This is a genomic window from Bradyrhizobium sp. Ai1a-2 (assembly GCF_000426245.1).
GTDB lineage: Bacteria > Pseudomonadota > Alphaproteobacteria > Rhizobiales > Xanthobacteraceae > Bradyrhizobium.
In genome coordinates, this window is record NZ_AUEZ01000056.1 from 13,636 (window position 1) to 25,962 (window position 12,327).

Consider the following 12,327-nt stretch of genomic DNA (forward strand, 5'->3'; position numbering starts at 1 on the left):
TCGTCTCCGCCGGACCACCGACCGCGCCGATCGGGATCGCAGCGCGACGCTGACGCGGAAAGGTTAGCGCCGCGCTACAGGCGTAACCCGACTGAAACCATGCCGTAGCGCCACGTCTCCACCCTCTCGTGCAATACCTTTACCGCAAGAGAGATCGAGACAGATGCTCCAAGACAAACTTCGTGACCATCGTGTGCCAACCGCGCGGGAAAGCAACGGGGCCCTGCTCGGCGGCATCCGGAAGTTGGCTCCGGAGATCGCGGCTCGAGCGGCAGAGATGGAAGCCGCACGCAACGTTCCGACCGACCTCGTTGATCGGTTGAAATCGATCGGCCTCTATCGGATTTTTGTGCCGAGGAGTCATGGTGGATTGGAACTTTCCTTGCCGGCAGGGCTGGAAGTCGTCAGGTCTCTCTCCCGGCTTGACGGTTCGCTTGGCTGGCTCGCGATGGTGGCCGGCGGCGGAGGCATTTTTGCAACCCTGACACGGCCCGAGACCCACCAGCGCATCTATCAAAACGGACCTGATGTGCCGCTGTGCGGTTCGGCGCAGCCGGCCGGAACGGCCAAGCCCACGGCGAACGGCTTCCGTGTCAACGGCCGATGGCCGTTCGCGAGTGGCTGCAAGCAGGCCGAGTGGATGATGGGGTTCTGCGTCATCACTGACGAGAATGGCAAACCGGCCACTGATGCGCAGGGACAGCCGCGGGTTCGCGGCGTTGCGTTGCCCGCGCAGAACTGGGAAATCGAGGACACCTGGCATGCGGCGGGCCTCAAGGGGACCGGCAGCCATCACATCGTGCTGCGGGATGCGCTGGTTTCTGAGACCGAATTCTTCGATTTAGCGGGCGCGGCCTGCGTGACGGGTCCGCTCTATCCGGCGGTGAGGCAGTTGCTGCCGATGTTTCACGGTGCGCTCGCCGTCGGGATCGCCGAAGGCGCCATGGACGATCTGGCGACGGTGGCCAATTCGGGGCGGCAGCAGTTCCGAGCCGCCACGCCGATGCGGGACTCCGAGACATTCCAGTTCGAACTCGGACGTATTGCCGCTGACATGAAGGCAGCCCAGGCCTACTACGAAGCGGCGACCGCAAGCCTTTGGCATCACGCCCTGGCCGGAACGCTGAACGACGAACGGGTGGTTGTCGAGAGCACGCAGGCGACGATCTGGATCACCGCGACCTGTGTTCGGATCGTTGACGCATGTTTCGAACTTGGCGGAAGCAGTGTCGTCTACGAGACGTCGCCGCTGCCGCGACGCCTGCGCGACATCCGAGTCGCCGCTCAGCACGCTGCTGCCCAGCAAAGGCAATATGCCACCGTCGGCAAGGAGTTCCTGACGCGATCGGCACAGGATGCCGGACGAGCATGATGGTGATAGGCTCAAAGTGTCTTCGAGCGCGTTGACACGGTTCGCGTGAAGAAAATCGAAAATAATGATGTGTATCATTACAGACGTAACCCGAGAGCAACTCGGCTGAAACCATGCAGTAGCGTCACGCCTCCATCCTCTTGTCAGATTCCTTTCGCGGCAAGAGAGGTCGAGACAGATGCTCCATCAAGACCAATTTCGTGACCTTCGTACCCTGACGGCGCCGGACAGCAACAAGACCGTGCTCTCCGGCATCCGGAAATTGGCTCCCGAGATCGCGGCTCGCGCCGCCGAGATCGAAGCCACAAACTGCATCCCGCCCGACCTAATCGATCGGCTGAAATCGGCCGGTATCTTTCGGTTGTTCGTGCCGAGAAGCTTTGGCGGATTGGAACTTGCCCTGCCGGAGGGGTTGGAGGTCATCAGGGCTCTGGCCCGGCTTGATGGTTCGGTCGGGTGGATCGCGATGGTGGCCGGCGGGGGCAGTCTTTTCGCGACCTGGGAAGCACGTGAAACCTACGAGCGCATCTATCGGAACGGACCTGACGTCCCCGTCTGCGGATCCGCGCAGCCGACCGGAATGGCCAAGCCTACGGAGGGTGGCTTCCGGGTGAGCGGCCGATGGCCATTCGCGAGTGGCTGCAAGCATGCCGAGTGGATGGCGGGGTTCTGCCTCATCACCGACGACAACGGCAAACCTGCCGCCGGTCCGCACGGGCAGCCAGTCGTTCGCGGCTTTGCGTTGCCGGCGCAGAATTGGGAAATCGAGGATACTTGGCATGCGGCCGGTCTCAAGGGAACCGGCAGCCATCACATTGTGCTGCGCGACGTACTGGTTCCGGAGGCCAACTTCTTCGATGTCGAAAGCGGCGTGCCCTGTGTGCCGGGCCCGCTCTATCCGGCAGTGAAGCAATTGGTGCCGATGTTTCACAGTGCGGTCGCCGTCGGCATAGCCGAAGGCGCCGTCGACGAATTGGTGGCGCTGGCCCATACGGGACGGCAGCAGTTCCGGGCCACCACGCCGATGCGCGACTCCGAGATATTCCAGTTGGAGCTTGGCCGCATTTCCGCCGACCTCAGGGCAACGCAGGCCTTTTGCGAGGCGCAGACCGCAAGCCTTTGGCACCACGCCTTGGCGGGCACGCTGAACAACGAAGACCTTGCTGTCGAGAGCACGCAGGCCGCGACCTGGATCGCTGCCGCCTGCGTTCGGATAGTCGATGCATGTTTCACGCTGGCCGGAAGCAGCGCAGTCTATGAGACTTCGCCGCTGCAGCGACGCCTGCGCGACATGCACGTCGCCGCCCAGCACGCCGCTGTGCAGCAACGACAATATGTCGCCGGCGGCAAACTGCTTTTGGCACGCTCCGCGCAGGATGCCGGACAAGCCTGATGGTGATAGGCTACGCCTAACACATATTTACCGTCACCATCTGGCTGAGGGGCGCCAGGAGCGCATACTGACCATGAATTTGAATCGACGTCACTTCGTCGTCGCCGCTCTCGCGAGTCTGGCGTCGCTCGACCGCGCCGCCGCAGTCGAGCGGTGGAAAAGCCTGCCCGCGACGCCGGCGCCGGTTGCAGGTGGCGGCGCGCGAGCGCAGGTGAACGGCATCAGCCTGTTTCACGTCGCACTCGGCGAAGGAAGCCCTGTGGTCTTTCTCCACGGCGGGCTTTCCAACTCCGATTACTTCGGCCTGCAGGTGCCTGATGTCGCGCGCAAGCATCACGTCATTCTCGTCGACAGCCGCGGCCATGGCCGCAGCACGCGCAACGCCCAGCCGTTCGGCTACGATCTGATGACGGATGATGTCGTCGCGCTGCTCGATCATCTGCAGATTCCGCGTGCGGCGATCGTCGGCTGGAGCGACGGCGCCATCATCGGACTGGACATGGCGATCCGCCATCCCGATCGGGTCAGCCGCGTGTTTGCGTTCGGCGCCAATACTCAGACGTCAGGCCTGAAGCCGGATGTCGACAAAGATCCGACCTTTGCGCAGTTCATCGCGCGCGCAAAGACCGAGTATGAGCGGCTCTCGCCGACGCCGAAGGAATTCGACCAGTTCCTGCATCAGATCGAGAAGATGTGGGAGACCCAGCCGAACTGGACCGACGAGCAGTTGCGCTCGATCCGCACCCCCGTGCTGGTCGCAGACGGCCAATACGACGAGGGCATCAAGCGCGAGCACACCGAATACATGGCGGCGACCATTCCGGGCGCCGGCCTGCTGATCCTTCCCAATGTCAGCCACTTCGCGTTCCTGCAGGATCCTGCGCTGTTCAACGCTGCGCTGCTCGATTTCCTGGACTCCTGATCAGAACGGCCGGCTAAGGCGTGATGACTTTTCTTCGAATCGTCATCCCGCTTTAGCTCTTTGTTTGAGCATGATCTCCGCGCAAACGCTTCGCGTTTGTCGCGAGGAAAACCGGTGCCCACTTTTCCGGATCATGCTCGAGGTCGTGCTATCATCGGGGTTGCTTCAAACCGGACCAGCGAGAGAAACCATGGCAACCGTAAAACTGCTTTCGGACGAGGAACTCTCGGCGGAAGCGCGCGCCGTCTTCGAGGATATCCGCACGACGCGGAAGTCGGACTTCGTCAACAATTTCTGGCGCGCGCTCGCGCATGATCCGAAAACCCTGCGTCGAACCTGGGAGAGCATCAAGGAAGTGATGGCTCCGGGGGCGCTCGATCCAAAAGTCAAGGAGATGCTCTACGTCGCGGTTTCGATCGCCCATGGCTGCAGCTACTGCATTCATTCGCACACCGCGAGCGCCCGCGCTAAAGGCATGACCGAGGCCGAATATCAGGAAATGCTGGCGATCGTCGGCATGGCCGCCGAGACGAATCGTCTGGTGACCGCCTTGGGCGTGCCCGTGGACGAGGCGTTCCTCGTCGATGCGCCGGCGGGACGCACTCCGGAAACGTGACCGCGGCCCTGGGGCCATGCCGTATCTCGCTGGAAGCGCGGCGATCGCGCTTCCCCTGCCCTGCCGCGCCCCCCTTGTCTGAACGCACGCCGTTCCCGGGGAATTAGGGTTGGATGCGACGGCGAAATTGGCTACTAGTTTGGCGCCGAGACGTTCGGACTTTCGGGGACGGAAATGACCTATTGCTGCGGAATCCTGGTGCGGGACGGCCTCGTCATGATCGCCGACACCCGCACCAATGCAGGGCTCGACAACGTCTCGACCTTCCGCAAATTGCACATCTTCTCCCAGCCCGGCGAGCGGATCATGGCAGTCGCCAGCGCCGGCAATCTCGCGATCAGCCAGTCGGTGCTGTCGACGCTGACGGAAGGCATGGAAGACCCTGAAACCGGAGAGGTCGAGACGCTCCTGAACGCGCCGACCATGTTCCAGGCCGCACAGCGCATCGGCCGCGCCATCCGCGCAGTGCACTCGACCGAAGGCGAGGCGCTGAGGTCGGAAGACGTCTCTTTCGATGTCTCGTTCCTGTTCGGCGGCCAGATCAAGGGCTCGCGGATGCGGCTATTCATGATCTACACCGCCGGCAACTTCATCGAATGCACCACCGACACGCCCTATTTGCAGATCGGCGAGCACAAATACGGCAAGCCGGTGCTCGACCGCGCCATGCATTACGACGTCGAGCTCTATGAAGCGCTGAAGACCGGGCTGATCTCGATGGATTCGACGATGCGTTCCAACCTCGGCGTCGGTCTGCCGATCGACGTGCTGGTGGTGCGCAACGACGCCTGCGAGGCCGACCTCAATCACCGGATCGAGGCGGGCGAACCCTATTTCCACGATCTCCGCTCGCGCTGGTCGGCGGCGCTCCGCGCGGCGCATCAGAATATCCCGAGACCGCCGTACAAGACCGAAACCGAATCCAAGAAGCAATAAGGAAGGAAACGATGGCCGAGGCACGAAAGAGAATAGCTGTAGTCACCGGCGCCGGCACCGGCGTTGGACGCGCCGCATCGCTGGCGCTGATCAATGCCGGCTTCACCGTGGTGCTGGCCGGCCGCCGGCTGGACATGCTGCAGGAGACGCAGAAGCTCGGCGGCGATGCCAGCAAGAGCCTGTGCGTGCCGGCCGACATGACCGATCCCGCCTCGATCGCGGCCCTGTTCGCCAAGGTGACGGACAGCTATGGCCGCCTCGACGTGCTCTTCAACAATGCCGGCATGGGCGCGCCGCCGGTGAATTTCGAGGACTTGCCGCTGGCGCAATGGCAGGCAGTGGTGAACACCAATCTGACCGGTCCCTTCCTGTGCACCCAGCACGCCTTCCGCATCATGAAGGACCAGACCCCGCGCGGCGGGCGTATCATCAACAACGGCTCGATCTCGGCGCACGCGCCGCGGCCGTTCTCCGCCGCCTACACCGCGACCAAGCACGCGATCACCGGCCTGACCAAAGCGTCCAATCTCGACGGCCGCATGTACGACATCGCGGTCGGCCAGGTCGACATCGGCAATGCCGCAACCCCAATGACCGACCGCATGGTCGACGGCGTGCTGCAGCCCGACGGCCGCAAGATGCCGGAGCCACGAATGGACGCGAAGGCTGTCGGCGACGCCATCGCCTACATGGCCAACCTGCCGCTCGACGCCAACGTGCTGTTCATGACGGTAATGGCAAGCAAGATGCCGTTCGTCGGACGGGGGTAGGCGCCCTGCTCTCACCGTCATTGCGAGCCACCGGGTCCGCGCGAATGCGCCGCCCGATGACAGGCTCCGCGAAGCAATCCATGGCACCGCTTGCCGAAACAGTGGATTGCTTCGTCGCTTTGCTCCTCGCAATGACGGTGGCGGAAACAGCATCGCAACAGCATCCACGACGGAGGACGTTCACTAGACCGAACGGAGCGGCATTGTGCTTGCAGATCGTGCTGCCATAATCGTTCGGGAGATTTGTGAATGTTACAGCTGCAATCGGCGTTCGGCGTGGTGGCGCTGCTTCTGATCGCCTGGGCGTTCAGCGAAAAACGCCGCGCGGTGTCGATCCGGCAGGCGATCGTCGGACTGCTGGTGACGCTGGTCACTGCGCTGGTGCTGATCAAGGTGCCGCCGGTGGCATCCGCTTTCGGCGCAATCAACGAGGCCGTCGGCGTCATCGCGGCCGCTTCGCGCGCCGGCACCTCCTTCGTGTTCGGCTATCTCGGCGGCGCGCCGCTGCCGTTCGATCTCAAGGCGCCGGGTGCGGACTTCATCCTCGCCTTCCAGGCGCTGCCGATCGTGCTGGTCATGAGCGTGCTGACCACGCTCCTGTTCTATTGGCGCGTGCTGCCGCCGATCGTGCGCGGCCTGGCCTGGCTGTTGGAACGGACGCTCGGCGTCGGCGGCGCGGTCGGGCTCTCCACCGCCGCCAACATCTTCCTCGGCATGGTGGAAGCGCCGCTGTTCATCCGGCCCTATCTTGCGCAGCTCAGCCGCGCCGAATTGTTCCTGGTGATGACGGGCGGCATGGCCGGGATCGCCGGCACCGTGCTGGTGCTCTACGCCACCCTGCTGGCGCCGCTGATCCCGGACGCCGCGGCGCATTTCGTCATCGCCTCCGTGTTAGGGGCGCCGGCGGCGATCCTGGTGAGCCTGATCATGGTGCCGGAGACATCGGATCAACGCACCGGCGGATCGCTCGACGATCGCAGCGATCCCGAGATGCACGCATCCTCGACGATGGATGCCATCGTCAAGGGCACCGCAGCCGGGCTCGAGCTGTTGCTCAACATCGTCGCGATGCTGCTCGTGCTGGTGGCGCTGGTCTATCTCGTCAACGCCATCCTCGGGATCCTGCCGGAAATCGGCGGCGCGAAGATTTCTTTGCAGCGCCTGCTCGGCTACATCATGGCGCCGGTGTGCTGGCTGATGGGGCTGCCGTGGTCGCAGGCCATCACCGCCGGCAGCCTGATGGGCACCAAGACGGTGCTGAACGAATTGATCGCCTATGTCGACCTGTCGAAGCTTCCCACCGAGGCGCTCGATCCGCGCTCGCGCCTGATCATGCTCTATGCGATGTGCGGCTTCGCCAATTTCGCCAGCCTCGGCATCATGATCGGCGGCCTCAACACGATGGCGCCGACGCGGCGCGAGGAGATCAATGAGTTGGGGTTGAAATCGATCGTCTCGGGCACGCTGACGACCTGCCTGATGGGCGCGATCGTGGGGATGTTGACGTAGAAGCAGTAGCCCAGATGGAGCGCAGCGCAATCCGGGACAGCCTCTCAGCCATCAGCAGTCTTCCCGGATTGCGCTGCGCTCCATCCGGGCTACAGTTAAGCAGCAGTTACGCCGTCAACTCCACCGTCTTGAACTCAGCCGGCAGGATGATCTCGAGCAGTTCGACGTCGTCGGAATAATCGAGGATCATGTGCTTGATCTTCGGCGGCTGGGTCCAGGAGCTGCCCTGCTGCATCAGCGTCTCACCCTGCCCTTCCATGTAGGTCTTGACCCAGCCCTTGAGCACATAAACCATCTGGAATTGCACGTCGTGATAATGCAGTTTCGAGACCTCTTCCGGATTGCACGGACCGGCTAGCCGGATCACATGCGCCTGCGCTAACCCATGCGTGGCGTCAGCAATTCCGAGATCGCGATACTTCGCGTAGGCGCGTAGCCCATCGGCCTTGAAGTCTTCTTCACGATGATGGCTGATCGCGATGCGCTGCTTCGGCCGCGCCTTGTGCGCCGCTTTGGATACGCGGCCCTTGGACTTGATCGCCTTGCGGGCGGTTGATTTGGCGGCGGTCTTGTGCCCCGTCCACTTCTTCCGGACCGCAGTCTTGGCCGCGGGTCTTGATGTCACCTTCTTAGCCATGGCCTGCCTCCCTGTTGCAGGCGTCCGCGACGCGGACGCGTCCAGGGAACGTTACCACCGTTCCGCCCGGCGGCAATCGGTCTTAGCGCCTCACTTGGCGTCTCAGTGCAGGCGGAAGACGCCGTCGACGGCGCGCAACTCCGCCGGCTTGATCAGCTTGGAATGCGCGACGGTTACCGAGTGGAGCGGCCCCTCGAGCTTCTCCTGCCAGAAGGCGAGGAAATCCTGCAGCGCCGGGAATTTCGGGAAGAGGTCGTAGTTCTGCCAGACGTAGGTCTGCAGCAGCGAAGGGTGGTCCGGCATCCGGTAGAGGATCTGTGCCGTCGTCAGCCCGTAACCCAGAAGCTGCTTCCGGAAATCGTCGGAAACAACCCCACCAACCCGCGAGACCATATGCCAACCTCCTTTGCCAAGGAGCGCATTGACGGGATGGCTTTCCTGCCGGAGCCACCCCGGCGGAGATGCGCTCACATGAGAGAAATGTGACGCATGCGACCAACTCATCACAAGCCTAAATGTTTAATACGATGTTGAAAAATCGTGCGTTAGCAGCAACTTAGCCTGCCTGCTAATACGGGCCTCGCCGATCGCCCCACGGCGGGTTAATGGTGATAAACGATACTGGCAGGCGGCGATTTCGAGCGCCAATTTTTCTGCTACAAGCCCTTGCCCCCATACAAAGTCTGGCCTATTTCCATCCCAGCTAGCTTGGCACTCGCCAGGGTAGACTGCTAACACTCCAAAATTCTACAGCATCCAGAATAGCTTAGGAGGACTGCATGAGTTTCCGTCCGCTTCACGACCGCGTCGTGGTCAAGCGCATCGACGCCGAAGAGAAGACTGCAGGCGGCATCATCATTCCAGACACTGCCAAGGAAAAGCCCTCCCAGGGCGAAGTCGTCGCTGTCGGCCCCGGCGGCCGCGACGAGGCCGGCAAGCTGATCCCGATCGACCTCAAGGTTGGCGATCGCGTCCTGTTCGGCAAGTGGTCCGGCACCGAGGTCAAGATCGACGGCCAGGAGCTGCTGATCATGAAGGAAAGCGACATCATGGGCGTCCTCGACATCCCCACGTCTTCCAAGAAGAAGGCGGCCTAAGGCCCTCCCTCCCAGGATAAATCCCTCAAGGAAAAAACTCACATGGCAGCTAAAGAAGTCAAATTCTCCGTCGAGGCGCGCGACAAGATGCTGCGCGGCGTCGACATCCTCGCCAATGCGGTGAAGGTCACCCTCGGCCCGAAGGGCCGCAACGTCGTGCTCGACAAGTCGTTCGGCGCTCCGCGCATCACCAAGGACGGCGTCACCGTCGCCAAGGAGATCGAGCTCGACGACAAGTTCGAGAACATGGGCGCCCAGATGGTACGCGAAGTCGCCTCCAAGTCCGCTGACGCGGCCGGCGACGGCACCACCACCGCAACCGTGCTGGCCCAGGCGATCGTGAAGGAAGGCGCCAAGTCGGTCGCCGCCGGCATGAACCCGATGGACCTGAAGCGCGGCATCGACCTCGCGGTCGAGGCTGTGGTTGCGGACCTGCAGAAGAACTCCAAGAAGGTGACCTCCAACGACGAGATCGCCCAGGTCGGCACCATCTCCGCCAACGGCGACGCCGAGATCGGCAAGTTCCTCTCCGACGCCATGAAGAAGGTCGGCAACGAGGGCGTGATCACGGTCGAGGAAGCCAAGTCGCTGGAGACCGAGCTCGACGTCGTCGAGGGCATGCAGTTCGACCGCGGCTATATCTCGCCCTACTTCGTCACCAACGCCGACAAGATGCGCGTTGAGATGGACGACGCCTACATCCTCATCAACGAGAAGAAGCTCTCCTCGCTGAACGAGCTGCTGCCGCTGCTCGAGGCCGTGGTGCAGACCGGCAAGCCGCTCGTCATCGTCGCTGAAGACGTCGAAGGCGAAGCCCTTGCCACCCTGGTCGTCAACCGCCTCCGTGGCGGCCTGAAGGTCGCAGCCGTCAAGGCTCCGGGCTTCGGTGATCGCCGCAAGGCCATGCTGCAGGACATCGCGATCCTGACCGGCGGCCAGGCGATCTCGGAAGACCTCGGCATCAAGCTCGAGAACGTCACGCTGCAGATGCTCGGTCGCGCCAAGAAGGTGATGATCGACAAGGAGAACACCACGATCGTCAACGGCGCTGGCAAGAAGGCCGACATCGAGGCGCGCGTGGCGCAGATCAAGGCGCAGATCGAGGAGACCACCTCGGACTACGACCGTGAGAAGCTGCAGGAGCGTCTGGCCAAGCTCGCGGGCGGCGTCGCGGTGATCCGCGTCGGCGGCGCGACCGAGATCGAGGTGAAGGAGCGCAAGGATCGCGTTGATGACGCGATGCACGCGACCCGCGCGGCGGTCGAGGAAGGCATCGTTCCAGGCGGCGGCGTCGCCCTGCTCCGTGCCTCCGAGCAGCTCAAGGGCCTGCGCACCAAGAACGACGACCAGAAGACCGGCGTCGAGATCGTGCGCAAGGCACTGTCGTCTCCGGCCCGCCAGATCGCGATCAACGCCGGTGAAGACGGTTCGGTCATCGTCGGCAAGATCCTCGAGAACAAGTCCTACGCTTACGGCTTCGACTCGCAGACCGGCGAATATGCCGACCTCGTCAAGAAGGGCATCATCGACCCGACCAAGGTCGTGCGCACCGCGATCCAGAACGCGGCGTCTGTTGCGGCGCTCTTGATCACCACCGAGGCGATGGTCGCCGAGCTGCCCAAGAAGGGCGGCGCCGGCCCCGCGATGCCTCCGGGCGGCGGCATGGGCGGCATGGATTTCTGATCCGGCCCTCAGGCACTATTCGAAAAATGCAAAACCCCGGCAGCAATGCCGGGGTTTTTGTTGGGCATATCTCTCATCGTCATTCCGGGGCGCGCCTGCTGGCACGAGCCCGGAATCCACCGCCTTGTGGAAACTTAAGACGTGGCGCAGGCGTTGTTACGACACGCCAATGCTGGGAGGTGGGCATGGTAAAAAAACGCATCGGCATTCTCACGGGCGGCGGCGACGTCCCCGGTCTCAACGCCGTGATCAAGAGCGTGACGTATCGCGGCAGTGAGGACGACATCGAGGTTGTCGGTCTCCGCCGTGGTTGGGAGGCCCTCACGCACCTGAATCTCGACGACCCGGCGAGCAGGTCCCACTACATCATCCCGCTGAGCCGTGAGAACACCCGCATCATCGACCGACACGGCGGCACCGTGCTGCATTCGAGCCGCACCAATCCGTCCAAAATGAAAAAGCTGCCCGATCATCTCGTCGGCGGCGACTTTCCAGTCTCCCAGAGCACCAAGGGCGGCATCGCAACCAGGACGTGGGACCTCACCGGCCAGGTGCTGGCGAACCTCTCGGGGCTCGGCATCGAACACCTGATCGCCATCGGCGGCGACGATACGCTCAGTTACGCGGCCAAGCTCAACGAGCTCGGCGTCAAGGTCATCGCCATCCCGAAGACGATGGACAACGACGTTCGCAACACTGAGTACTGTATCGGCTTCTCGACTGCCATCACCCGCGCCAGCGACGCCATCCAGCGGCAGCGCACAACAGTCGGCTCGCACGAGCGCATCGGCATTTTCCGCGTCTTTGGCCGCGATGCCGGATTCACGGCACTCTTCACCGCATACGCCACCTCGATACGGTGCGTCATACCGGAGTACAAGGTCAATCTCGACAAGCTGATCCGTTTGCTCGTCGAGGAGAAGCGCACCAACCCGAGCAACTACGCGTTGGTCGTGCTCAGCGAGGGCGCCGCGTGGGAGGGCTATACGGTGCAGGAATATGGCGAGCCTGACGCCTACGGGCATCGCAAGAAGGCGAGCGTGGCGGAATCTCTTGCTGACGAGATCAAGCGCCACGTCGGCGAGGAAACCATCACCTCCGACCTCACCTACGACCTGCGATCGGGCGATCCGGACTTCATGGACAAGCTTGTGGCCCTGACTTTCGGCAACATGGCTTACGATGCCATCCTGGAAGGCAAGACCGGCCTCATGTCCGCGCTGGTGGAGGGCCGTTACGACCTCGTACCCCTGCCTGATGCCAAGCTCGGGCCACGCAAGCTGGATGTCGCCAGCACGTACAACACGGAGCGATACCGTCCCATGTACGCGAACAAGCGCGGGCTGCCGATCTTTCTCAACCGCGCGTCATAGGTGGCGTGGTAACCCAATC

The 12,327-nt window shown here is 62.8% G+C and carries 12 protein-coding genes; 10 read left to right on the forward strand and 2 right to left on the reverse strand.

Annotation, left to right across the window (positions count from 1 at the left end; genetic code table 11):
- Nucleotides 1-163: 163 nt before the first annotated feature.
- The 7 genes from K288_RS0129380 to K288_RS0129410 all read left to right on the forward strand — a co-directional run bounded on the left by K288_RS0129380 (nucleotide 164) and on the right by K288_RS0129410 (nucleotide 7,518).
- Nucleotides 164-1,372: an acyl-CoA dehydrogenase family protein gene (locus K288_RS0129380; protein WP_043161063.1), complete on the forward strand. Its 1,209-nt coding sequence runs from the start codon at nucleotides 164-166 to the stop codon at nucleotides 1,370-1,372.
- A gap of 178 nt (nucleotides 1,373-1,550) precedes the next feature.
- Nucleotides 1,551-2,765 carry an acyl-CoA dehydrogenase family protein gene (locus K288_RS0129385; RefSeq protein WP_027582781.1) on the forward strand — a complete coding sequence of 405 codons (1,215 nt, stop codon included), beginning with the start codon at nucleotides 1,551-1,553 and terminating at the stop codon, nucleotides 2,763-2,765.
- 73 nt (nucleotides 2,766-2,838) lie between these two features.
- A complete protein-coding gene (locus tag K288_RS0129390; RefSeq protein WP_084799776.1) occupies nucleotides 2,839-3,687 on the forward strand; it encodes an alpha/beta hydrolase in 849 nt (282 codons plus the stop codon).
- A 190-nt stretch (nucleotides 3,688-3,877) separates the two neighbouring features.
- On the forward strand, nucleotides 3,878-4,303 hold the full coding sequence (locus K288_RS0129395; protein WP_027582783.1) for a carboxymuconolactone decarboxylase family protein: 426 nt from the start codon (nucleotides 3,878-3,880) through the stop codon (nucleotides 4,301-4,303).
- Nucleotides 4,304-4,477: 174 nt separating this feature from the next.
- Nucleotides 4,478-5,239 (forward strand): proteasome-type protease, encoded by a 762-nt coding sequence (locus tag K288_RS0129400; protein ID WP_027582784.1) that lies wholly within the window; start codon nucleotides 4,478-4,480, stop codon nucleotides 5,237-5,239.
- An 11-nt stretch (nucleotides 5,240-5,250) separates the two neighbouring features.
- Nucleotides 5,251-6,009, forward strand: coding sequence for an SDR family oxidoreductase (locus K288_RS0129405; protein ID WP_027582785.1), 759 nt, complete (start codon nucleotides 5,251-5,253; stop codon nucleotides 6,007-6,009).
- 249 nt (nucleotides 6,010-6,258) lie between these two features.
- Entirely contained in the window at nucleotides 6,259-7,518 is a 1,260-nt protein-coding gene (locus tag K288_RS0129410) for a nucleoside transporter C-terminal domain-containing protein (protein ID WP_027582786.1), read from the forward strand.
- Between the two features lie 106 nt (nucleotides 7,519-7,624).
- Here K288_RS0129410 and K288_RS0129415 read toward each other — a convergent pair whose 3' ends face one another.
- Together K288_RS0129415 and K288_RS0129420 are read right to left on the reverse strand one after the other, a co-directional pair.
- Entirely contained in the window at nucleotides 7,625-8,155 is a 531-nt protein-coding gene (locus K288_RS0129415) for a cupin domain-containing protein (RefSeq protein ID WP_027582787.1), read from the reverse strand.
- 102 nt (nucleotides 8,156-8,257) lie between these two features.
- Nucleotides 8,258-8,548 carry an usg protein gene (locus K288_RS0129420; protein ID WP_027582788.1) on the reverse strand — a complete coding sequence of 97 codons (291 nt, stop codon included), beginning with the start codon at nucleotides 8,546-8,548 and terminating at the stop codon, nucleotides 8,258-8,260.
- A gap of 386 nt (nucleotides 8,549-8,934) precedes the next feature.
- On the opposite strand from K288_RS0129420, the gene groES reads away from it, so the two are divergent.
- From groES to K288_RS0129435, 3 genes are all read left to right on the forward strand, one after another.
- On the forward strand, nucleotides 8,935-9,252 hold the full coding sequence (gene groES / locus K288_RS0129425; RefSeq protein ID WP_027582789.1) for a co-chaperone GroES: 318 nt from the start codon (nucleotides 8,935-8,937) through the stop codon (nucleotides 9,250-9,252).
- 42 nt (nucleotides 9,253-9,294) lie between these two features.
- A complete protein-coding gene (groL, locus tag K288_RS0129430; protein ID WP_027582790.1) occupies nucleotides 9,295-10,935 on the forward strand; it encodes a chaperonin GroEL in 1,641 nt (546 codons plus the stop codon).
- A gap of 185 nt (nucleotides 10,936-11,120) precedes the next feature.
- A complete protein-coding gene (locus tag K288_RS0129435; protein ID WP_027582791.1) occupies nucleotides 11,121-12,308 on the forward strand; it encodes a 6-phosphofructokinase in 1,188 nt (395 codons plus the stop codon).
- The last annotated feature ends 19 nt before the right edge of the window (nucleotides 12,309-12,327 follow it).